This window comes from Streptomyces sp. NPDC000941 (assembly GCF_053599555.1).
Genome location: NZ_JBSFMM010000002.1, coordinates 21,400 through 44,326 on the forward strand (window position 1 = coordinate 21,400; position 22,927 = coordinate 44,326).

At 71.0% G+C, this 22,927-nt stretch carries 16 protein-coding genes and 2 pseudogenes; 10 read left to right on the forward strand and 8 right to left on the reverse strand.

All coding sequences use genetic code 11. From position 1 onward, the window contains the following. The first annotated feature begins 2 nt into the window (after positions 1–2). The 6 genes from ACWDSL_RS00905 to ACWDSL_RS00930 are packed head-to-tail and all read left to right on the forward strand — an operon-like array spanning position 3 to position 7,977. Positions 3–2,006, forward strand: coding sequence for a hypothetical protein (locus ACWDSL_RS00905; RefSeq protein ID WP_450480332.1), 2,004 nt, complete (start codon positions 3–5; stop codon positions 2,004–2,006). Next, positions 2,003–3,139, forward strand: a complete 1,137-nt coding sequence (locus tag ACWDSL_RS00910) for a hypothetical protein (RefSeq protein WP_450480334.1) — start codon at positions 2,003–2,005, stop codon at positions 3,137–3,139. The genes ACWDSL_RS00905 and ACWDSL_RS00910 overlap by 4 nt, the downstream gene beginning before the upstream one ends. A 2-nt stretch (positions 3,140–3,141) precedes the next feature. Continuing rightward, positions 3,142–3,672 carry a hypothetical protein gene (locus ACWDSL_RS00915; protein ID WP_450480336.1) on the forward strand — a complete coding sequence of 177 codons (531 nt, stop codon included), beginning with the start codon at positions 3,142–3,144 and terminating at the stop codon, positions 3,670–3,672. Continuing rightward, positions 3,669–5,558 (forward strand): hypothetical protein, encoded by a 1,890-nt coding sequence (locus tag ACWDSL_RS00920; RefSeq protein ID WP_450480337.1) that lies wholly within the window; start codon positions 3,669–3,671, stop codon positions 5,556–5,558. The genes ACWDSL_RS00915 and ACWDSL_RS00920 overlap by 4 nt, the downstream gene beginning before the upstream one ends. A gap of 5 nt (positions 5,559–5,563) precedes the next feature. Next, a complete protein-coding gene (locus ACWDSL_RS00925) occupies positions 5,564–7,678 on the forward strand; it encodes an ATP-binding protein (protein WP_450480339.1) in 2,115 nt (704 codons plus the stop codon). Positions 7,679–7,683: 5 nt separating this feature from the next. Beyond that, positions 7,684–7,977 (forward strand): hypothetical protein, encoded by a 294-nt coding sequence (locus ACWDSL_RS00930; RefSeq protein ID WP_450480341.1) that lies wholly within the window; start codon positions 7,684–7,686, stop codon positions 7,975–7,977. On the opposite strand, the gene ACWDSL_RS00935 is transcribed toward ACWDSL_RS00930, so the two are convergent. The 4 genes from ACWDSL_RS00935 to ACWDSL_RS00950 form a co-directional block, all read right to left on the reverse strand. Further along, a complete protein-coding gene (locus ACWDSL_RS00935; RefSeq protein WP_450480343.1) occupies positions 7,960–8,607 on the reverse strand; it encodes a hypothetical protein in 648 nt (215 codons plus the stop codon). The two genes, ACWDSL_RS00930 and ACWDSL_RS00935, sit on opposite strands and share 18 nt — an antisense overlap. Then, positions 8,604–13,007: a phage tail protein gene (locus tag ACWDSL_RS00940; protein WP_450480345.1), complete on the reverse strand. Its 4,404-nt coding sequence runs from the start codon at positions 13,005–13,007 to the stop codon at positions 8,604–8,606. Before ACWDSL_RS00940 ends, ACWDSL_RS00935 begins: the two co-directional genes overlap by 4 nt. A gap of 621 nt (positions 13,008–13,628) precedes the next feature. Next, positions 13,629–15,167, reverse strand: coding sequence for a helix-turn-helix domain-containing protein (locus ACWDSL_RS00945; RefSeq protein ID WP_450480347.1), 1,539 nt, complete (start codon positions 15,165–15,167; stop codon positions 13,629–13,631). Positions 15,168–15,352: 185 nt separating this feature from the next. Next, positions 15,353–17,167: an ABC transporter ATP-binding protein gene (locus ACWDSL_RS00950; RefSeq protein ID WP_450480349.1), complete on the reverse strand. Its 1,815-nt coding sequence runs from the start codon at positions 17,165–17,167 to the stop codon at positions 15,353–15,355. A 340-nt stretch (positions 17,168–17,507) separates the two neighbouring features. Here ACWDSL_RS00950 and ACWDSL_RS00955 point away from each other — a divergent pair, with 340 nt between their 5' ends. Then, positions 17,508–18,716: a glycoside hydrolase family 30 beta sandwich domain-containing protein gene (locus tag ACWDSL_RS00955; RefSeq protein ID WP_450480351.1), complete on the forward strand. Its 1,209-nt coding sequence runs from the start codon at positions 17,508–17,510 to the stop codon at positions 18,714–18,716. A 106-nt stretch (positions 18,717–18,822) separates the two neighbouring features. Here the strand turns inward: ACWDSL_RS00955 and ACWDSL_RS00960 are convergent, their stop codons facing one another. Together ACWDSL_RS00960 and ACWDSL_RS00965 are read right to left on the reverse strand one after the other, a co-directional pair. Further along, positions 18,823–19,086 carry a hypothetical protein gene (locus tag ACWDSL_RS00960; protein ID WP_450480580.1) on the reverse strand — a complete coding sequence of 88 codons (264 nt, stop codon included), beginning with the start codon at positions 19,084–19,086 and terminating at the stop codon, positions 18,823–18,825. Positions 19,087–19,135: 49 nt separating this feature from the next. Further along, positions 19,136–19,450, reverse strand: a pseudogene (locus tag ACWDSL_RS00965) (JmjC domain-containing protein); the annotation flags it as partial. A gap of 216 nt (positions 19,451–19,666) precedes the next feature. Here ACWDSL_RS00965 and ACWDSL_RS00970 point away from each other — a divergent pair. After that, a complete protein-coding gene (locus tag ACWDSL_RS00970; protein WP_450480353.1) occupies positions 19,667–19,882 on the forward strand; it encodes a hypothetical protein in 216 nt (71 codons plus the stop codon). A 231-nt stretch (positions 19,883–20,113) separates the two neighbouring features. Here ACWDSL_RS00970 and tnpA read toward each other — a convergent pair whose 3' ends face one another. Next, positions 20,114–20,542 carry an IS200/IS605 family transposase gene (gene tnpA / locus ACWDSL_RS00975; RefSeq protein WP_450480355.1) on the reverse strand — a complete coding sequence of 143 codons (429 nt, stop codon included), beginning with the start codon at positions 20,540–20,542 and terminating at the stop codon, positions 20,114–20,116. Between the two features lie 50 nt (positions 20,543–20,592). On the opposite strand from tnpA, the gene ACWDSL_RS00980 reads away from it, so the two are divergent. Together ACWDSL_RS00980 and ACWDSL_RS00985 are read left to right on the forward strand one after the other, a co-directional pair. Then, on the forward strand, positions 20,593–21,807 hold the full coding sequence (locus ACWDSL_RS00980; protein ID WP_450480357.1) for an RNA-guided endonuclease InsQ/TnpB family protein: 1,215 nt from the start codon (positions 20,593–20,595) through the stop codon (positions 21,805–21,807). Positions 21,808–21,835: 28 nt separating this feature from the next. Further along, a pseudogene (locus ACWDSL_RS00985) lies at positions 21,836–22,243 on the forward strand (MFS transporter); the annotation flags it as partial. Positions 22,244–22,279: 36 nt separating this feature from the next. Here the strand turns inward: ACWDSL_RS00985 and ACWDSL_RS00990 are convergent. Beyond that, complete coding sequence (locus tag ACWDSL_RS00990; protein ID WP_450480358.1) at positions 22,280–22,846, reverse strand: TetR/AcrR family transcriptional regulator; 567 nt, start codon at positions 22,844–22,846, stop codon at positions 22,280–22,282. Positions 22,847–22,927 lie beyond the last annotated feature (81 nt).

Below are 22,927 nucleotides of genomic sequence, written 5' to 3' on the forward strand. Positions count from 1 at the left end.
TCATGCGAACAGACTGCGGATGCGGCTGCGGTGGCGACGCCACCTCGACCTCCGCCTTCGTACGTCCTCGCTTCTTCGCAGGACAACTGCTGACCGAGGACGACCTCAGCCTGCTGGTCGAGTACACGACGGCGAAGAGCAGACTGCACAACCGGTCCCTGTACGGGCCGGGAGTCATCTGCGGCCTCACCGTCAGCTGTGACCCGTGCGGCGGCGGAACGGTGGCGGTCCACCCCGGACACGCGCTGGACTGCGCCGGAAACGACATCGTGGTGCCCTGCACCGAACGGGTCGACGTACGGGCACTGGTGCGGGAGCGGCGCATCAGCGCGCTCGGCGTGGACTGCGGGGACGATTGCGACGACGACGGCGGGCGGCGTTACGGGCTGTACGTGCGCTACCAGGAGTCTCCCGTCGAGCCGGTGGCCCCGTACGCCACGGAGGAGCCCTGCCCCTCGCCGGGATGTGAGCCCTCCAGGATCCAGGAGGGGTTCCGCTTCGTCGTCGGACCCGACGACGTCGAGGACCACCGCCACAACCCCGGCACCCGGCTCCTGGCGAGCCTCGGCGACCTCGCGCGGGCCGACCGGGCCCGCATCCGCGACCGACGGCTCGGCATGTACGTCGACGCCCTCCTCGTGGCGTCGCTCGGCACAGGCCGTACCTTCCGCTTCGACGCCGCCGACGCGCGGCGGTACGCCGCCGCCATCGCCTGGCTGCGCGCGAACGCGGGCGGGGAGGGCCCGCCGCCCCCTCCGACGGCCCGCGAGATGACCGAGCACGTACGCGCACTGGCCGCCGCCGTCGCCCGGTTCGACACCTACGACCCGGCCGGGCGGGAGCAGCTGGGGCGGGACTACCCGGACCTCGCCACCGTGCGGGAGGCCCGCACGGTCCTGGGCACGGCCTGCGAACGGCTCAGGGGCGCCGATGCGGAAGCGGTGTGGCCGGACCCGCTGCGCCGCACCATCGCACGCGCCGCCGTCACCGAGACCGCGGCCCGCGTCGTACCGGAGGGCGGCGACCCGGACGCGCCGCTGGAAGTGCGCATGCTGGCCCAGGGCACACCGCTCGGCCACGCGCTGCGGGTGGAGTTCCGCGCCGACATCGGCCTGATCCGGGAGTGGCTGCTCGGCCGGCTCGACCAGGCCGCCGACCTCGCCGACTGCGCGCTGCGCACGGAGGTCGCCGCCGTCGACGTACCGCCGCTGCTGCCGCCCCCGCCGCCGGACAGCACCGAGAAGGCGACCGTCGCCGAGGTGCAGCAGCTCGCGGAGGCGGCCGCGGCGCTGGGCACCGCGGTGCGCCGGTTCCTGACCGACGCCGCATGCGCCACCCTGAACCCGCCGTGCGGCGACAGCGCCGACACCGACGTCCTGCTCGCGCATCTGGAGCTGGACGGCTGCGATGTCGTACGGGTCTGCTCCGCCACCCGGGAACAGGTGCTGCCGGGCGGCTCGGCGTACGGCGAGTGGTTGCCCAAGCTCTACCGGCTGCGGGAGCTGGCCGAGCGCGTGTGCTGCCAGCCCCTCCCGGCGTACCAGAAGCCGACGCTCCCGACGGAGGGCCCGGTGGCGCGCCCGTACGCCGAGGGGCTGCTCGGCGACTGGCCGCGCACCGGGGACCTGGAGGAGATGCTGTCCCTGCTGCTGACCCCCGCACCCGGCGAGACGCCGCCCAAGGCGCTGCACGAACAGGTCTATACGACCCCCAGCGAAGTCACCGACAGCTTGGCGGAACTGGCCAGGCTCAGGACGCAGGTCTCCGACCTCACCGCCGCCTTGGAGGGGCTGCGCGCCCAGATGAGCAGCGCGCAGACTCAGGTGACACAGCTGTCGGAGCAACTGCCGGAACGGCTCGGGCCGCGCCTCGCGGACCTCGAAGGCGCACCGGACGACGCACCAGCTGAGGCCGCCCAGGCAGCGGGCCAGGCGGACGAACCCGCCAAGCCCCCCGCCAAGCGCGCCCGGTCGCCCCGTACCCGGAAGTCCGGTGAGACGCCATGACGGGCCCCCTGCGCCCCGCCTTCCACGAGGGCCAGGTGCTGGCCGCCGCGGACCTGACGGCCGCGGTGGAGCACGCCCGCGGCCAAGCCGCCCGGCACGCGCGCCATCTGCACGAGTGGGGCATCGTGGAAGGGCTCGGCCTGGCCACCGAGAACCGCACCGACCCGCTGACCGGTGTCCGCCATGTCGAGGTGAGCGTCGCGGCGGGGGTCGCCCTCGACGGGACCGGCCGCGAGGTGGTCGTCACCGACCCGGCCGTGCTGCGCGAGAGCGACTTCGAGGAGGTCAACGGCGCGGACCAGCCGACCGACGAGCCCTACCCGGTCTTCCTCACCGCCGCCGACCGGGAACCGGCCCAGCGCCCCGGGCCGGTCTCCTGCTCAGGGAGCGCCACGAAGACCCGCGTGGAGGAGTCGTACCAGATCCTCTTCGGGCGCCTGGGCGACGAGCGGCTGGTCGAGGAGCAGCAGCCGCCCGCGATCGGCGATCCGCCGGCCGATCCGCCCGCCCGCTGGCTGATCCTGCTGGGCTACATCCGCTGGACCGACGGCCACTTCAGCGGCGTCGAGACCACGGCGCGCGGGGTCGCGGTGCGCTTCGCGGGCGTACGCGCGGACACCGTCGTGGCCCGGTCGGGCGCGCTGACACTGCGGACGGCCCCGGCGGCCCAGGAGGGCAAGCCCGCGCTCGTACTGTCCGGCGGTGACCAGCCGAGCCTGGTCTTCGGCCTCTACCAAGGCGGTGGCGCGGTCGCTCCGCTGATGACCGTGGCCGCCAACGGCAACCTGGCGATCGCGGGCAGCTTCAGCGGCCGCATGCCGGCCGGCAGCACGCTGGTGGCCTCCGGGACGGCCACCGACGGGATGCTGCTGCCGCTGCCGTCCGGCGTCACCCCGGAACAGGTCGCCGACGGCCGCGTGGTGATCCATGTCCAGCTGACCCCGCGCACCCCGCCGCTGGCGGACACGGCCTTGTACAGCCCGGTGGAGGCCACCGTGGACGGCGACCGGCGGGTCCGCTGCCGGATGCGGCTGTACGACCCCCTGGCGACCCCGGCCAAGGTCGTCGAACAGCCCGGGGCGGTCGACTTCCTCGTCCTGGCGACGGTCGCGGCAACGAACGGCGGTGGCTGACGATGGCTCTTTCCGTGGTGTACGCGGTCGACACCGGCCATGTCGTGGGCGCGCTGGCCCTGACCGGCGACGGTGCCCCGCCCGATGTGACCGCCCTGGTGGGACGCGCGCTGCCGCTGCGCGTCTCCCTGGGCACAGGCCGTATCGCGACCCTTCCGCTGAACGCCCGGGACCTCGCCGTGGCGTCCGTCGACGATGAACCAGCCGCCCTCACCGCGCCGTTGGACTTCGGGGTCGAGGTGGCGTCCGACGGCAAACCCAAACCGGCGCTGGTGCGCCTCGCGTCGTGGACCGAGGGCATCGCGCTGACCGGGGACGGGCTCAATGTCACGGTGAAGGTCGCCGCGGCCCGCCCCACCCCCGTCCTCGCGCTGGTCTCCGACGAGCAGGAGACCCATGTGCTCGCCGGGGAGATCCCCGCCCAGCAGCCCCAGGTGAAGCTGCCGCTGACCCTCGTCAAGGGCAGTGTGCACGGGGTGTTGGTGCTCGCGGCGGGCTGGGCGGGCCGTCTGGAGAAGGCGGCGGTGACATGAGCGCCCCCACCGCGCCGTCCACCGGTTCGTCCACCGGTTCGTCCGTCGGCTCGTCCGTCGGCGAGGCCGGTGACATCACGGTGCACCGGTGCACCGTGACGGTGGTCCGGCGCGGTGGGTGGAGCTGGGGGCCCGATCCACGTGGCCTGGTCCGCCAGGTGGTCGATGCCCTGCCCGAGTTGCTGGCCGACCACTTCGCCGAGCGGCTGGCGGGAGACGGACCGGATGTGGAGATCACCGAGCCGCTGACCGTCACCGTCCGGCAGGGCCGGCCCGGAGGGCCCGGAGGGTCCGGCCGGCCCGCGGGCGGCGGGGCGCCCGTCGAGGTGCACTTCGCGCCGGTGCCGGTGGTGGAGCTGCCCGGCGACGGGCCCGCCGCCGAGGCCATGTCGTTGGAGGAGTCCTTCGCGGCGGCGGACCCGTGGACCGTCCCGGGCGCCGCCGCGCTCTTCGCCGAACTCGCCGAGCGCGGCGAACTGGACGCGCTGCTGGCACTGTTGCCGGACGAATCGGTACGGGCGTATCTGCTCGCCCTGCTCGGCGTAGATGTCGCGACGGCCGCACGGCTGCTCGCCGAACTCGTCGGGCGCGCCCTCGCCGCGGCCCCTCCGCCCGCAGAGCCGCACGGCCCGGCCGCCGCCCGGCCCCGGCCCGGCGAGGCGCTGCCCCAGCGGCTGCGCACCGCGGTCGCGGGCGCCGAAGCGGCGGACCTGCCCCGGCTGCTCGCCGACTTCCTGGCGTCGGCCGACCGCGAGGAGGCGGTACGGCTGGCGCGGTCCCTGGGCCCTGGCGGCCCGTACGACCACGCCGCGGATGAGTCGCCGGGGGAGCCGCAGGGGGAGACGCGTACCGCCGACGAGGTCCGTACGACCAACGCGGTGCGCACCACCGGCGAGGTACGGGTGTGGTCCGCGCTGCCCTTCCTGCTCACCGGGCCACTGGCGCGCATCGGGTACCTCGACGCCATCGGCCCCGCCCTGGCCGGGGTCGAACTGGCCGAGGAGGCACCGCTGTTCGCGGCGGCCCTGGCGTACAAGGTGCTGGGCGTGACCGCACGCGGCTGGCGCCGCGCCGACCGGGACAGCGAGGCCGCGGCCGCCTTCGCCGGTCTGAGCCCACCCGTCGCCGAGGAGCATCTGGCCGCCTTCGCCCGCCAGGTGCGCCCCGCGCTCCCGGTCCTCGACGGCGTCCTGGCGCTGTCGGTGTGCCGCGGCCACGACCCCGCCGACCCGCTCCTGATCACGGGGACGGACCAGGGGCTGCTCCTCTTCGACGCCCACGGCATGTTTCCGATCGCCTGGGCCGCGCAAGCCGCCGGGCTGCTGCCGTACTGGCAGATGTGCGGGCGGCCGCCCGTACTGCTCTGCGACGGCCCCCTGCCCCCCGGCACCCTGCGCGAACTGGCCGCGGCCGGTGTGCCGTTCCTGACCGGCGTACGGCCGCTGCGCGGCGATCCGGTGGCGCGGCTGCCCTGGCGCACACCGCTGTGGGCCGCCGCGGGCACGGCCCCGGACCTGCGCCTCGCCGCGGAACTCCCCGCTCACGCCCAGCGGTTCGCGGACCTGGTCACGGCGCTGGTCACCGAGCGCCGGGCGGCACCACTGGCGCCCGACGGCGGCCTGGAGCGTACGGTCACCCTGGCCGCGGTGCTCGGCCTGGCCACCATCGCCTGGACGCTGTGGCGCGACCGCGAGCCCCCGGATCCGCTGCCGGCCCTGACCCGCTTCGCCGACCTGGAGGCCACGGTGCGCTACGAGCCCGCGGCCGTCCGGGTACGCGTCCCGATGGGGCGGCGCCACGCGGACCTGCTGCGCGGCGGTCTGCTCGCCGATGTGCCCGACGTGGTCTGGCTGGGCGGCCGGACCCTGACCTTCTCGGCCGGGTGAGCGCCATGGGCGAACCGGCGGTCGAGCATCTGCGACTAAGGCTGGCGGGCCTGCACCAAGCCCTCAGAGCCGCCGTCGAGCGCCAGGCCGGGCTGGCCGCCCGGCTCACCCGGCCGGACCTCACGCCGTACTGCGTGACCGACGAACAGGTCGATGTGCTGCTCGGCGAGGTGCACGCCTTCACCGACACCATGGCCGAGCCGTACGTGCCCCGGCCGGCGGAGCCGGAAGCCGAACGGGACCTGAGGCGGCGCGCGTCCGCCGAGGGCGCGACCCTGCCGCTGGACGCCCTCGCCACCCGCTTCGGCCTCACCCGCGCCGAACAGGACGCGCTGCTCCTGGCCGCCGCGGTCGAACTGGACCGCGGCTACGAACGGATCTACGCCTACATCGTGGACAACCTGAACCGGCGGCTGCCCAGCGTGGAACTGCTGGTGAGCGTGGGCGCGCACGGCGCGGCGGCCCGCCTCGCCCTGCGCCGCGCCCTCGGCCCGGCCGGGCCGCTGCGCCGGTACGGTCTGCTGCGCGCGCACGGCGAGGCCGCGGTCGGGCTCGCCCAGGAGCTGGTCCTCGGCCCCGGGGTGCTGGACTTCCTGCTGGGCTGGGGTGGCGACGTCGGCCTGCTGGGCCACGACCCCGGCGAGGTCGCGCCGCCGGAGCCGCGCGTACTGTCCCCGTATCTGTCCTCGGACCGGCTCACCCGGCTGGGCCGGGCGCTGGGCTCCGGTGACATCGACCTGGCCGGGCTGTGGGGCTGCCCGCCGGACGGCCAGCTCGATGCCGTACAGGCGCTGGCCCGCGCCGCGGGAGCGCCGCTGCGGACCTTGACCGCCGATCCCGAGGCCGACCCCCAGACCGAGCTGAGGACGGCCGCCGCGCTGGGTGCGGTGCTGTGGATCCCCACCGACGATCTGCACGGCGAGCCACAGCGGCACCGCGCCGCCGCGCTGTCGGCCGCGCTGCCGCGCTCGCGGGTGCCGGTGTGCCTGACCGGTCTGAAGCCCTGGCGCCCGGCGGGCCTGCTCGCCACCCGCGCGTACGCCGAACTCACCGTCCCCGTCCCCGGTTTCACCGACCGCCGGGCGATGTGGTCGGCCGCGCTCCCGGACCTGGACACAACCCTCCTCGAAGACCTCGCCGTCCGGTACCGGATGAGCGGCGGCGAACTGCGCGCCGTCGCCTCGGTCGCGGGTGCCGGAGCCCGCCTGGCCGGCAACGGACACCCACAGCCGGTCGCCGACCACGTCGAACCCGCCATCGCCACCGTCACCCGCGGCCGCGGCGGCAGCGCCGTCCACTCGATCGTCCCCCGGCGCACCGCCGACGACCTGGTCCTGCCCGACGTCCAGTTCCGCCAGATCCTGGAGATCGCCTCCGCCTTCCGCGCCTGGCCCCGGATCGCCGAGAGCTGGGGCTTCGCCCGCCGCGCTGGACACGGCGGGGTCAAGGCGCTCTTCACCGGGGAGCCCGGCACCGGCAAGACCATGTCCGCCGAGATCGTCGCCGGCATGCTGGGACTGGAACTGCTCAAGGTGGACCTCGCCCAGGTCGTCTCCAAATGGGTGGGGGAGACGGAGAAGAACATGGAGACCGCGTTCCGGCAGGCCGAGGAGAGCCATGCGGTGCTGCTCTTCGACGAGGCCGACGCCCTGTTCGGCAAGCGCGGCGAGGTTAAGCACGGCACCGACCGGTACGCCAACCTGGAAGTCGGCTATCTGCTGCAACGGCTGGAGGCCAGCGACGGCCTGGTGATCCTCACCAGCAACCTCAAGGACAACATCGACCCGGCGTTCACCAGGCGCTTCCACTTCGTCGTCCACTTCCCCCGCCCCGCCGCCGCCGAACGCCGCAGGCTATGGCGCCTCGCCTTCCCCGAACAGGCCCCGCTCGCCCCCGATGTGGACCTCGACGCCCTGGCCCGCCTGGACATGACGGGCGCCGCCATCACCGCGGCGGCCCGCGCGGCGGCCCTGGCGGCGGCGGACGGGGGCGGCCCTACGATCGCCATGCGCCATGTCGTACGGGGTGTGGCACGCCAGTTCCAACGCGAGGCCCGGCTGCTCCGCCCGGCGGAACTCGGCCCGCACGCCCAGCTGCTCGACGACGCATCCCAGGGGTGACACCGATGCTGCCCACCGAACCCCCACTCTCCCTGCACCGCCTCCTGGCCCCGGTCCCCCCGGCCCGCACCCAGGACACGGCGACGGCCACCCGCCACGCGTCGGCCCCGAGCCCGGCGCCGACTCCCGCTCCGGCGACCGTGAGCAATGCGACGGTGGCGGTGGTCCGCGCAGCGCACCCTCCGGCCACGGTGGGGTCCTCGCTCCTGGCAGGTCAGGACCAGTCGGGGAACGCGGCCGTGGCCCATGCCGCGCTGCGGGCGATGCCGGTCCCCGGCGCTTCAGCTGCCCCCGCGTGAGGCGGCCCGGCGCTGGAACTCCTCGATCAGCGGGACCAGTTCGCGGATCTCGGCCATGGTCTCCTCATCGACCGGGTCGGTCCGTACGTTCGCGGGGTCCCATGACTCGCTCTCCAGCCAGTCGACGTACTGCGTGTGGTGCTCGCGCAGGACGGCGAGCAGGGAATCGCCACAGCGTTCGACCTCGTTGTGCGGCTCGACGTCCTTCCAGATCCCGAAGACGGTCGTCCGGCCCGCCCCGAGTTCGGCGAGGCTGTAGCAGTGCACCCGGCCGCCGTGCTCGAGGTTGACGTTGACGCCGACGAACAGGGGGACCAGGTCCGGGTCGCGGGCGAAGAGCTTGCGTGTGACGTCGGCCATCGGGTCGGGCCGCTCCGGCGGGCCACCGCGATCGAGGGGTACGGCCAGACGCCAGGGCAGCAGGGGGAAGTCCACCATGAGGTCCAGGGAGTGCGGGCCCGCATCGGCGAGCACGAAGAACTCTTCCGGGAAGCCGACGCCGTAGCACTCCCGTACCACCTCCTGAGGCCCGAGTCCGTGCGCGTAGAGGGCCCTGGCCAGGCTTGCCATCGACGCGTAGTCGTCGCGTGACGACTCGGCGCGCAGCCGCCGCAGCCCGTCCTTGGTCACTCCGGCCCCTCTCCGGTCCGCTCGGCCTCCATGATGCTCCTCAGCAGCGGGGCGAGCTCGCCCCAGACGCTCTTGAGCGCGTCGGCGGTCAGCGCGGTGATGATCCGGCGCGTCACCTTCCGGGCCTGCTCGACCACCTGCCCGGCCTGCGGCGTGCCCGCTTCCTCCAGAGTCTGGGCCAGGTGCTTGGCGTCCTCTCTGAGCTTCTTGGCGCGTGCCCTGATCACCACGCTGTGTACGGTCCGCCGAGGATCGTCGGCCATCAGCTTGACGACTTCTTCGACATGGACGAAGACGATGTCCTGGAGCTGGCCCTGGAGCTTCGCCCACGCTTTCCTGCTCACGCCCTGCGGCTTCGGGGTGGACAGGATGAACTCCTGGGCGAGCCGGGTGGCGCTGGCCATGGACTGCGACTGCAGCACCAGTGCGTAGGCCCGGTGGCTGCGGCGGGCGATCTCCTCCGCGCTCAGCTTCGGATCGAGACCCTCGCCGCGCTCGGCGCCGACGACGTTCCGCAGGGTCACGGAGAGAGCGCGCTTGTCATCGCCCGGGGCCGGGCTTGTCGTGGTGCTGGCCAGGGGCGCGTAGACGATGGAGAAGCCGTCGCCGAACAGCTCCATCAGTTTGATCTTGAGCTTCCGGCCCTCGGCGCCACCGATGGGGTACAGCTCACCCTGGGCCCCGAGCAGACCCTGGGTGCGGGGATCCTGGAAGATGCCCGGGGAGCCTTCCTTGTCCCACGCCTTGATGAGCATGTTCGGCTCGGTCGGGTACAGCATCTGCGTGTACCGCTTGTCGATGGCCTCCCGGATCGCCCGGTCCACCTGGTTGGAGAGCGTCGTCAGCTGGACGGTGCGGGGGTCGGCGTCCTTCTTCCAGTCGAACTTCTCGAAGGTGTAGCCCCCGATGGTGAGCAGCGGGTGCTCCCGCATCTCGCCCAGCACCTTGGTGTAGGCGGCCAGGACGCCCATCCCCTTGGTGGTCGAGACACTGGTATCGGCGTCCTGGCTGACGATGTGGACCTGCTTGTTGGCCTTGCTGAGGATGTCCACCGCCTTCTTCGTGTACGAGGAACCGAGCACCTGCTGGCGGAAGACACCGTAGGGAAGCGCCTTCTTGTCGCGCAGACCGGACTCGTTCTCCTCGGCGAGTGCCCGCTTGCCGTCCGAGGTGAGGCCCCGGTACTTCGCGCGCACCTCCGCCAGGGAGGCGTTGCCCTGCTCCTTCCCGCCCTGGACGCGGACCCACCGGGGCGTCCAGACGAAGCCGAAGACCGCCGCGACGAGCTTCTTCGGCGGATTGACCATGCCGATGGCCGCGCTCAGCTCGCTCTTGTTCTTCTCGGGGTCGAGGCCCTCGAAGGCGTTGACGCCGATGACGACGGCGGTCCTGGCCGCCGCCATGTCCTCGGACCCACCCCCGGGGACGTCCCACGCCGTACTCAGATACCGGGAGGCCACCGCGGGGTTGCTCTCGATCTCGGAGGGGATGGCCGCCATGTTGACGACGAAGCCGATGAAGGGGTCGTCGCTCTGCCCGGCGGGCCTGACCTCGTGCAACTGCGCGACCGTCGGTCCGTACCTGTTGACGTCCATGCGGCCCTGCGCCCTGGCGATCCGGTACGGGAACTCGTCCTCCGACAGGGTCTCGACCGGCGTGTCCTCGCTCGGGTTGATGGTCACTCTGATGCGGTACCTGCCCTCGGCGATCTTCTTGAGCTGGATCCGGGTGAGGCCGTGCCGCTGCTTGATCGGGCCGAGGCCGCGCCGTACCGACTTGACCGTCGCCGACTCCTCGTTGAGCAGGCTTGTCGCGTCGCGCACGGCGGCGTCGAGGGCGCGCTTCTTGTCGGCGTCGGACCGTTTGTCGGGCCGTTTGTCGGGACGCTTCTTCTTCGGGTCCCGCTTCCGCTTCGGCCTCCGCCGGTCGGGCCTGCGTCGCTGGTCCGGGCGCCTGCGGCGACGCGGGCTGCCCGGCCGCTTCCGGTCCGGCCGGCGCTTCGGCTTGGGCTTCTTCCGGTCGAAGGCGGACTTGATCTTGGACCAGAGCTTCTTCACCAGGCCCACGATCTTGTCGATCACCCAGTCCACCGCCCGGTCCACCGGCTTGGACATCGCCTGGACGATCTGTTTGACGCGGGCGGCGATCCCGCCCACCCCCAGGATCGCCGCGAGCACGCCCAGCAGCACCGGGATGGAGCGGGCCAGCGCGCTTTCGATGAGGCCGGGTACGCCGCCGCTGCCGCCCCGGGCGATCGCGATGACGGCGTCGAGCACGGCGCCCACGAACTCGATGATCTGGCGTGCCTGGGTGACGATGAAGCGCACGATGTCGATGATCAGTTTCACCGCCCGGACGAACGCCGACGCGGGGTTGAGCAGCGAGATCACCCACATGATCCCGGCGACGACGATGGTCGGCGTGACGTACGCGATGACCTTGTCCAGCAGGTCCTTCTTCAGGTCGCCCACGCGTGTCTTGAGGTCGTCCCACATCCCCGCGACGCCCCGTTTGCGGACCTCCGCGACCAGCGGCACCGCGGTCTCGGCCGCCGCGACCGCCGGTTCCATCTTCGGGACCTTGCGGACGATCCGGGCGCGGATGTTCTGCCATGTCAGCCCGAGCACACTGGCGAGCATCCGCAGCACACCCTGGGCGTCGAACTTCGACGGCAGCTCGATACCCGCCTCGGCCGTCTTGCCCAACAGCCACGACAGAATGCCCTGTTGCAGATGTCGGCCGATGTTCTGCAGGAACTGCCGCAGACCGGCGCCGACCGCCGAGACCAGGTTGCGCAGGAAGCCGATCGGATCCTTGAGGATCAGCATGACCGCCGACGCGGCCTTGGCGAGGACCGACAGCAGGAGCCGCTTCAGCTCCAGGATGGTGTTGATCACGGACTTGACCGCGTCCACGGCCTTGGCCACGAGGCCCTTGTTCTTCTCCTTCTCCGTGGCGATCTCGTCGTCAACGGACTTGAGCGCATCGGTGTACTTGGTGGCGAGCGTGTCGACGAGCTGGCTGCCCTTGTCGTCCACGGACTGTGTGAGCTCGTCGAACTTGTCGCTGAACTCGGCCGCCGCCTGCTGCCCGATGGACCGCAGATCCGCCGGGAGCGCCCGTACCGCGGCCTGCAACTCGGTCCGGCCCTGTGCGATACGGCGCTTCGCCCGGTTCAGCTCCGTACCGATGGTGTCGGCGACATCGGAGATCACCTGCCGCATCCGGCGGACGTAGTGGTCGCGGGCCTCCTCGAAGATCTTGTCGGCCTCGGCGGGCAGCCCGGCGAACAAGTCCTTGAGCCAGCGCCCCTTGCCGAGCACGCCCGAGTACCGCCGGTCCTTGTACTCCTCCATCTTCTGCTTGTGCTCGGCGGTGAACGCCTCCCGCGCCGCCTTCTCTTCTCTGCCGAACTGGTCGTCGACGAGCTTGTCGAGGCCGTCGAGAATGGCCTCGACGTCCTTCTTCATCGTGTCGAAGACCCCTTGCAGGACCGCCGTGACCTGGGCCCGCTTCTCCTCGTCCCGGCCCTTGGCGCCGGTCTTGCCCGTACCGACCTGCTGTCCGGTCCGCAGCCGCTGGGCGCCCATCGCGCCCATGGCGGCGGCGCCGAGCCGCTGGGCCTGGGCGGTGGCGGCGCCCAGCTCCTTCTTCTCGTGCCCGCGCATCCGGCCGGGGGCCACCTCGGAGTGCCGCTCGGCGGCCTTCTTCTCGCCCAGGGCGCTCTTGAACGCCGGCTCGTTGGACTTCTGCAACTGCACCTCGGTGACCTGCGCGTCCTCCATCTGCCGGTCGACCCTTGCGGGGCCGGCGGACAAGTCGGTGGCCGACGAGGGCAGTTTGTCCGGTACGGCGTTCGCCGGATTCGGCGTGCCCGGGGTCCCGGGGGGCCGGTCCGGGGTCATCGGGACGACCTTCTTGGGCACCGCCGCCGAGGTGTCCGGCGGCGCCGCGGTCGTCGTCGCGATCTGCTCGGCCGACTCCGTCCTGCCCTCGCCGACCTTGCCGCGCACCTCGGCCCGCACCTCGTCGGCCTTGCCGGAGTCGGCGAACTTGTCCGCCTCGTCGAGGTTCTTCGGCGCCTTCTCGGCGATCGCCTTCTCGACCGCCCTGATGAACCCGTCCTTGTCGAAGTCCTTCGGCCGGGCCTCGTTCATCTTCTCGGCGTTGGCGGCCTTGCCCTGCGCCTCTTCGTCGTCCTTGGGCGGCCGGGCGGCATCCTGCGCGGCCCCGGCTTCCGCCTTCGGGGGCGGGTGGGAGCTCGCCACCGATCGCTTCTTGCGCTGTACGTCCTTCTTCAGCGTCGCGAACTTCGGATCCGCGCTCGGGCCGGGCCGTGCCTGTACCTCGGGCGCGGCGCCGGGGGTCGCGGCGGCCGGCGCCGCCTCCGGCGTGTCCACAGGTGCCGATCGAGCCGCCGCGATCGCGCCATTGCCGACCATGTCCTGTCCAGCGGGCGGCAACGGGGCTGATAGAGCCGATAGAGGCGGAAGCGGCGTGGGTCCGTGTCCGCCGCCCGGCCCGCGTCCGCCGGCCAAAGCGGCCGTCACCGCCGCGTTGGACGGCGGGAAGTGGGGTCCCGCGGGGCCGCGTACGTCCGGCCGGTCCTGCGTGCGGACAGGTGTCGTCTTCGCCGCCCTTGGCCGCGGCGCGAGAGCCTTTGGCGGTGGCATCGGACGGAACCCTCCCACGGCATGTCGGTGCCGACAGGAACTCGGTGTCCCTGTCGACACCCCCGATGAAGGGTGGCAGCACGGGCGTGACGAGACCGTCACCCCCGTGTTCCCGAACCGTCTTCCTACGTCACGCGCCCAGCGCGGGAAAGAGGCCCTCGGGGCTGTGAAACAGCGTATGGCGACGGCCTGGATCACTCCCCACGTGGTGATGCAGGCCGTCGTCACGGTGGGAGCCGGGGTCTCGTTCCCGTGCTGCGCGGCAGAAGTGACGCTAAAGCGGATCAGCGGGGCGGACAACGGTGCACGGTGCGCACCGTGTGGCCACGAGATGTGCACGGTGCGCAGTCAGCCCGCCGGGGGCAGGCCGGCGATGTGCAGGGCGTGGACCAGGTCGTGGATTCCGGAACCGGTGGTGAGCAGATCGCGGCTGAGCAGGTGTTCGGCGGCGCGCAGATGGGCTCTGACGGTGTTGCGGCTGAGGCCCAGGTGGCGAGCGGTCCGCTGGGCGTCCGTGTTCGCGTCGATCCAGGCGCACAGGGTGGTGTGCAGATCGCGGCCACGGGTGTCCTGGAGCGGGCGGAGGAATTCCCGTGCCCATGCGTGAGCGGGCTCGGCGCGCAGCAGCTCGTCCAGGGTGGGCGTCGGCCGCCCGTACGCACCGCCGGAGCCGTCTGAGCCGTGGTCCGGCTGCGGCCCCGGGGACAGGCAGAAGGCCAGGTCGAGGGCGGCCCGGGTGCGGACGTCGCTCAGGTCGAGACCGAGGGTCGTCTCCACCCGTCTGAGGTGGTGGGAGACGGTGTTGCGGCTGATGTCCAGCAGCCGGGCCACGGCGGATCTGGGGAAGGTGACGGCGAGCCGGGTGATGTCGAGGGTGGCCCTCGGAGTGGACGCCAGCGGCCGGAGGAAGGCGCGGGCCCAGATGCCCGCGTCTTCGTGGGGCAGCAGCGGCACCAGCGGTGTCCGGCCGAGGTAGGCGCCCACCCGCTCGGGCGTTTGACGCGCCGCGGCAAGTGCGTGGAGGGCCTGCCCGTACGCCTCGGCGGTGGCGCCCAGCGGATACGGGCTGCTGATGCCCAGCGCGTAGTGCGGGTTTTCCCGGACCAGGCGGCGCAGCACCGTGCCCTGACCGTGGGCCGTCTCGGGGGCGACGTCGGCTCCGTCGGCCCTGTCGGCCTCGTCTGCACCCTCGGCGACGAGGCAGATGAGGTGTTCCTTGAAGGCCGGGCAGTGCACCATCAGCCCCGTGCCGTGATAGCCCGATCCGTCCTGGTGGATCTGCGCCAGCCGGTCACGGTCCTCGGGGGTGCATTGCAGCAGATAGACGCGCAGCCGTTCGGCGTCCAGCAGCGCGGGGACGGCGCCGGTGGTCATCCGGCGGGCCAGCGTGAGATCCCCCGCCAGCAGGGCGCTGAACACGGCGAACCGCAGCTGCCGCGCCTTGCGCTGATAGCCGCGGAAGGTGGTGTCGGCGTCCTGCGCCCGGTCCAGCAGCGCGATGACGCTCCCGGCGTGCGAGACCAGCGACGCCGCGTCGGGGGTGGGCGCCGAGGTGCCGGCCACCACCAGGACCGGGCGTGGCGCGCGGGGACCGAGCGCTTCCAGACGCACCTGGAGGGTGCCGGCCTCGGTGGCGGCAGCGGCCATCTGCCCGCCGGCCAGCCGTGCGAGCGTGGGTTCGAGCGAGGGCAGGATCTGCCGCGGGAAACGCGCGGTGGCCGTCTCCACCGCGCCCGCGCTCCCGACCAGCGCGACATCGGCGTCGATCTGCCGACTCAGCCAGTCGAGAACCGCCCGCGGATCCGCCCCGGCCCTCCGGGCCATCTGCCGCCGCACCTCGTGCAGCAACTCGTCCAGCCACCCGGCGTGCGCCGCCCGTGCCTCCACAGCAGTGTTCCTCCTCACCCCCGTGATCCGCCTGTCGACGTACTTTATTGACCGGATCACGGGACCTCGGCGAGTGGCGTACGCATCAGGCCAGATGACACGGCGCGGCAGCGGCCCGGAAGTCGTCTTCGCGGGCCGGCTGCTTCCGGCCCCCGCAGGCCCGGACGCCCCTGCCGACGCGAGGCTCAGTGCAGGTCGGCCGATGCGGGGCTGTCGTCGAGGAAGCCGCCCACCTGGTGCTGCCACAGCTTCGCGTAGGTGCCGTCCGACGCGAGCAGTTCCTGGTGTGTGCCCTGTTCGACGATCCGGCCGCGGTCGAGGACGACGACCTGGTCCATGGCGGCGACGGTGCTCAGCCGGTGCGCCACCACAATCGCCGTCCGCCCCTCCATGAGCCGCCACAGCGCCTCCTGGACGAGGACCTCGCTCTCGGAGTCCAGGGCGCTGGTCGCCTCGTCGAGCAGCAGGATCGGCGCGTCGCGCAGGATCGCCCTGGCGAGAGCGACCCGCTGGCGCTGTCCGCCGGACAGCTTGACGCCCCGCTCGCCGACCATGGTGTCGAAGCCGTCCGGCAGCGCATCGGCGAACTCCGTGACATGCGCCGCCTCGGCCGCGCGGCGGATATCGGAGTCGGTGGCATCCGGCCGGGCGAACGCGATGTTGTCCCGCAGCGTGCGGTGGAACATCGCCGGGTCCTGCGGCACGTAGGCGATCAGGCTGCGCAGGTCGGCCTGGCGCAGCCTGCTGATGTCCTGCCCCCCGATCACGATCCGGCCGGCGTCGACGTCCGTCATCCGCAGCAGCAGTTGGGTGAGCGTGGTCTTGCCCCCGCCGGACCGGCCGACGAGACCGATCTTGGTCCCGCTGGGCACAACCAGGTCGAGACCGTCGAAAAGTGTCTCAGCGCCCGTGTGGGCGAAGGTCACCTTCTCGAAGCGCACGTCGGCGGACTGGGACAGCAGCGGCTCAGGCGACTCCGGGTCGAGTACGGTCGGCGACGTCAGCAGCAGTTCGGTGAACTGTGCGGCCTCCGTCATCGAGCTCTCCAGACGGCGGTAGATCTGGTTGAACTCGAACATGATCCGCGTCGCGTTGGAGTAGTACGTGAAGGCGACCACGACCGCTTCCACACCGTGGCTGCCCCCGCCGAGCGCGACCGCGAGCAACAGGCCCAGCGTGTTGGTCAGCACGGACATCGGCGCCACCAGGGTGTCGACGCGCAGATTGCCGTAGTCCCATGACCTGAGTGAGAGCCGCCGTGACTCCGCCACGCGGGACCGGTGCTCGGCGGCCTCCCGCTCCTCGGCGGCGAACGCCCGGACGGTGTCCATGTTCATCAGGTTGTCGGCGACGTGCCCCGCCACCCGGGCGATCGCCTCCTCGCGCTGATCAACGAGCTTCTGGCGGCGGCGGATGAGGGGCGTCACACACAGCGCCGTCAGTGCGATCATCGCCAAGAGCCCGACAACGAGCAGCGGGTCGTAACTCCAGAGCACCACCGACGCGAACACCAGCGGTACGAGGCTGCCCATGACCGAGAACGCCAGCGTGTCGATGAACTGCTCGAAGCGGGAGGCAAAGCTCAGGACCCGCTTGGTCAGCGACCCGGCGAAGTTGTCATGGAAGAACGCCGCGTCCTTGGCGAACAACTCGTCCATGCCGACCACGTACAGATGCTCGATGCCGTACGCGTCCACGCGGTTCAAACAATGTACGCCGATGCGCCACAGCAACTCCGCCAGCAGCAGGACGCCGACGAAGCCGAGAAGGTAGGGCAGCGTCGAGCCGATCGAGACACCATCGTCGCCGGCGATTCGGGCGACGAGCTTCGCGACGATCAGTGGCGCGATGTAGTTGATGCCGATATTGCCCAGCGCCGGCAGGAGCATCGCGGGCACCGACAGCCGTCGGAGCCGGGACAACTCCCGGCCGTAGTAACGAAGCGCGAGGATCACCGAGCCCTTGCCCGGCGGGACCTCGCGTGGTTCAGGCGATTTCATCCCACCCCTGGGTTGTCGTGTGGCGGACAGGCCCGAAATCGCAGTGTCCCGTGACGGCACCCGCGGCGTCCAAGCGTTTTTCTCAGCCACCCACCCATCGCCCGCCGGACAGCCGGGAAACCCCCCACTGGTGGGTTGACGGTGGCCAGTCACGCCGTTACCGTGCCAATAGTCGCCGAATGGGAGCGCTCCCAAGCTCACTCCCAAACCCAAGGAAATCTCGACGCGGAAGAAGAGACGGCATCCAATGATGTTGCATCAGAATGAATCCGCAGCCAGGGGCCCGGAATTCCCGAGTCGGAGGTCTGTTCTGGCGACGATAAGCGCCCTACCGGTCCTCGTGGCCGCGACGCCGGCCGTGGAGGCATCCGCGGCGGCGGCTGCCAATGTGATCGTCGACCCGTCGGCGGTACGGCAGACGATCCGGGGCTTCGGCGGCATGAACCACACGGTCTGGATCAGTGATCTGACAGCTGCCCAGAGGGACACGGCATTCGGCAACGGCGAAGGGCAGCTCGGGTTTTCCGTGCTGAGAATCCCCGTCCACGAGAACCGGGCGGACTGGGGCCGCGAGGTGGCGACGGCGAAGCGTGCGATCGAGTACGGGGCGACCGTCATCGCGTCGCCGTGGAATCCCCCCGCTCAGATGGTCGAGACCTTCGTCCACGGCGATCAAACCAACGCGAAGCGGCTCCGGTACGACATGTACGGCGCTTATGCGCAGCACCTGAATGACTTCTGCAGGTTTATGAAGGACAACGGCGTGAACCTGTACGCCATCTCGGTGCAGAACGAGCCCGATTACGCGCATGACTGGACGTGGTGGACTCCGGCCGAGATGATCCGCTTCCTGCGCGAGAACGCCGGCTCGATCGAGACCAAGGTGATCGCGCCGGAGTCCTTCCAGTATGTGAAGAGCTTCTCGGATTCGATTCTCAACGACTCGGCAGCGCTCGCCAACCTGGATATTCTCGGGGCTCACCTATACGGCACGCCGTACCAGAACTTCCCCTACCCGCTCTTCAAGGACAAGGGCAGGGGTAAAGAGCTCTGGATGACCGAGGTCTACTATCCCAACAGCAGCGATTCGGCGGACCTCTGGCCCCAAGCGCTCGACGTGGGGGAACACATCCACCATGCCCTGGTGGACGCCGAGTTCCAGGCGTACGTGTGGTGGTACATCCGGCGTGGCTACGGCCCCATGAGGGAAGACGGGCGAATCAGCAAGCGCGGTGCCGCCATGGCGCATTTCTCGAAGTTCGTCCGCCCGGGGTATGTGCGGATCGACGCGACCTCGAATCCCCAGTCGAACCTCTACGTCTCGGCGTACAAGGGTGGTAACTCCAAGGTGGTCATCATCGCCATCAACAAGGGGACCTCGTCGGTGAGTCAGCCGTTCACCCTGGTGAACAACACCTCGGCCAGCGTGTCGTCCTGGCTGACGGACGCGAGCAGGAACGTCGCGTCTCTGGGTGCGATCAGCGTGTCGAACGGCTCCTTCACGGGCCAGCTTCCGGCGCGAAGCGTGACGACCTTCGTGACATCGTGACCGGGTGAGGCAAACCACGGTCATCCCTCGAATCGGTTTCGGTCGGCCTGGCGAAGATTTCGTACAGCTCGTCCTGGTTGGGCCCCATGGGGACCTCCCGAAGCGATCATGTCTTATCCGCCGAGGCGGATGGCGGGTCGATTCCAGCCCCGCCGTCGATCTCGGCAGCGAGCGGGGTGCGAACGGGCGTACGTTTCGGGCCATCCAGGACCTCGCTGACGCAACCGCGTGCCGATAGCGGCACGGTGGCCGGAAAGGCCCGGTCCTGTTCCGCCAATACCTCGTGCAGCGCGGCGCGCAGCCCGGCGGCGGTGGGGATGAGGTCCGCCTCGTGGCGCAGTACCTCCCGTGGATCGGTGAGGAAGGGCACTTCGGGTCCTGGCCATCCGCTTCATGGCCGCCACCTGAAGGTCCGCCGCGTTGCGCCGCCGGATACCGAGGGTCAGACGCATGGCGGCGGAGTCGTCGCACCGGGCCTCGTGGGGCGGGCCCGCCGGGAGATAGAGGAAGTCGCCGGGAGACATCGTGAAGGCGGCCGGATCGGACTCCGGATCCCTGATGAACCACTGTTTGGCGCCGAACAGTTGCAGGATGAGCGTGTCGTGGGGATCGCTGTGTACGGGCAGTCCCTGGGCGTTGGGCGGCGCGATGTAGGTGTTCGCCTGGGTCTGCTGGCGCAGTCGCCGCTGGAGGGCCGGGCAGAGCTCCGCCGCCTGCGGGAGCAGGCAGCGCATGTGGTTCAGCGCGATGGTGGCGCCGGCCACGAGGGCCTTCGCCAGCTCCGCGGGGTCGGTCCCGCCGTGCGTGGCACGGCGCGCACGAGGCGGTGCTCGCCGAGAGCGCCCAGGGACGGCTCACCGTGATCAGCGGTTCCAGGGACGATCTTCACGACCGGCTCTACGCGCTCCAGGCGGACCCGGCGAAGGGCGCCCCCCCAACCGGCACTGTCCTTGAGGACCGTACCCTTCCGGCGCCGGGAGACGGGCCACGATCGCGCCGAGGAGTTGCGTACCGTCGCGGCGCGCGTCACCACCCTCACCGACACCGAGCCGGTGTTGGTCGAGTTCGGTCGGCCTGTGGCCAGGCTGGCGGTCGTCAAGGTTCTCGCACCCGGCCTCGGCTTCTACGCCCGGGACGCCGTCGCCCGTGAGCTCTCGCATGCCTGAGCCCGTGCTGGAACCTGCGCCCGAGCTCGCCCCGTAACCCGCCGTGCACGTCTTCGCGGGACCGACGATCCCGCCGTCCGCCACAAGGAGTTGCTGCACCTCATCGACCGCGGGGGTGAGGGTCCATCCTTTACCCTTCGCAGGGAATCCCGGCCTTCAGGCCGGGCGGGAATGCGTTCCTCGGCCCGGAGGCGTGAAGCGCGGGAGTTCTCTATGTCTGCGGGGTGACGGTCAGGCCGGCCGCTTCTGGCTCTCGATGTAGTCCTTGACGATGCCCAGCGGTGCGCCGCCGCAGGACCCCGCGAAATACGACGGGGACCAGAACACGGATCCCGTGCTGATCTGGTTGATCCGGCCGGTGTACTCCGCGCGCAGATAGCGGGAGCTGACGCCCTTGAGGCTGTTGACGAGCTTGGACAGCGCGATTTTCGGCGGGTAGTGCACGAGCAGGTGGACGTGGTCGCCTTCACCGTTGAACTCGCGCAGTTCGGCCTCGAAGGACTGGCACACGTCCCGCATGATCTCCTCGCAGCGCGTCAGCATGTCGTCATTGAAGACCTCCCGCCGGTACTTCGTGATAAACACCAAGTGTGCGTGGAGGTTGTAGATGACGTGGTTTCCTCGTCTGATGTTGGGATCTGGTTCCCAGCGTGGTGACATGCGCCAAGTGTAGTAGAATCGAGCGAACTCGACTGGAGGGGGTGGGCTGGGTGATCCGTGCGTACAAGTTCCTCCTGCGGCCCACCGTCCGTCAGGCGCAGGCACTGTCCGAGATGCTGCGGGATCACTGCTCCCTCTACAACGGGGCCTTGCAGGAGCGGCGTGACGCCTACCAGCACCCGTCGAAGACCAGCGTCAAGTACGGTGACCAGTCGGCGCAGCTCAAGGACGTCCGGGCGTTCGACCCGGAGCGTCAGGGACGCTGGTCCTTCAGCTCGCAGCAGGCCACCTTGCGCCGTCTCGACAAAGCGTTCGCCGCGTTCTTCCGTCGGGTCAAGTCCGGTGACACTCCCGGATATCCGCGTTTCCGCGGGGTGACCTGGTTCGACACGGTGGACTTCCCGAAAGACGGGGACGGCTGCCGGTGGGACCCCACCCCGCGCGACCCGGCCACCCGCGTCCGCCTCCAGGGCGTCGGGCATGTGAAGGTCAACCAGCACCGGCCGGTGCGCGGCAAGGTCAAGACCGTCTCGGTGAAGCGTGAGGGCCGTCGGTGGTTCGTCGTACTGACCGCCGAACAGGAACAGCCGGAGCCGCTGCCCGCGACCGGCAGCGTGGTCGGGATCGACCTGGGCATCGCGAACTTCCTCGCCGACTCGAACGGCGATTTCGTCCCCAACCCGCACCACGGGCGTAAGGCCGCCGCGAAACTCGAAGCCGCGCAGCAGGCCCTGTCCCGGTTCCCGCGCCGCAAGGCCAAGGACCGCACCGCCAACCACCAGCGCACTGTGGAGAAAGTCTCCGAACTGCACGGCAAGGTACGGCGCCAGCGCCTCGACCACGCACACAAGACCGCCCTCGGCCTGGTTCGCGCGCACGATTTCATCGCGCACGAGGACCTCAAGATCCACAATATGAGCAAGGCCCCCACACCGAAGCCCGACCCCGACCAGCCGGGCGCGTTCCTGCCCAACGGAGCCGCCGCGAAGGCCGGGCTCAACACGTCGTTGAGCGATGCCGGTTGGGGGGTGTTCCTGACGATCCTGCACGCCAAGGCTGAAAGCGCCGGACGAGAAGTGATCGCCGTGGACCCCCGCAACACCTCCCGCACCTGCCCCGAATGCGGGCACACCGCCAAGGAGAACCGGCCCACCCAGGAAAAGTTCCACTGCGTCGCCTGCGGCCACACCGCCCACGCCGACACAGTCGGAGCCACCAACGTGTTACGGGCCGGGCTGGTCCGTCGCCACGCCAACCCGGCATAGCGAGAAGCCCTGTCCATCAGGACGGGGAGGAGTCACGTACCTGCCCTCACCGATCACGGGCTGGCTCGTCGACCGCTACGGCCCGCCGAAGATCGCCGCCGCGTCCGGTCTCACCCTCCTGGCCGCCGGCATCCTCGCCGCCACCGCCCCCGGCGACTCCGTCGCCCTCCTCGCACTCGCCCTGGCCCTGCTCGGCCTCGGCTGGAACTTCGGCCTTGTCTCCGGCACGGCGATCATCACCGACACCGTGCCACTCGCCACCCGCGCCAAGACCCAGGGAATGGTCGACGTCTCCATCGCCATCGCCGGCGCCACCGGCGGCTTGTCCTCCGGCGTCGTCGTCGCCACCACCAGCTACCCCGTCCTCGCCCTCACCGGCGGCGTCCTCGCCCTCGCGATCCTGCCCGCCATCGCCGCGACCGCGAGCAGCCGATGAGCCAACCGCACTTCCGTCGGAGCCGGGAACTCCCGGTCATCGGCCGGTCGTCGGGCCGAGGACTCCTGTCACGAGCCGGCGGGCGTACGCGGCGTCGAGTCCGTCCGGGCGGAAGAGGATGCGGTACATCAGGGGGCCGACGACGCGGTCGATGACCGTCTCGACGTCGGGTGTCTTCTCCCCGCGTTCGGTCGCGCGGGCGAGGATGACGTCGATCTGTTCGGCGGCATAGGCGGAGCACTGGCCGGCGTTGCCGCCGTCCGGGTCGCCGAGCAGGGCGTCGCGGATGTAGGCGCGGCCGGTGGGGGAGGCCATCTCGTCGAGGAACTGCTCGGCCCAGGCCGTCAGGTCGGATGGCAGGGCGCCGTGGTCCCCGGGCGCGGTTTCGGGCCGTAGCCGCTCGACCGCCACGTCCGACAACAGCTCTTGCAGGTCTCCCCAGCGGCGGTAGATCGTCGACGGTGTGACGCCCGCACGCTGGGCGACCATCGGCACGGTCACGGCGTCCCGGCCCACCTCGGAGGCGAGTTCGCGTACGGCGGCGTGCACCGATGCCTGGACCCGGGCGCTGCGCCCACCGGGGCGCACCATCTGCCTGCTCATAGAAGTCACCTTAAAGCAAAATCGTTGCGTCTAGTGATCCGCTCCAGGAGAACACAGGAGAACGACGGGCCACCGTTCGAC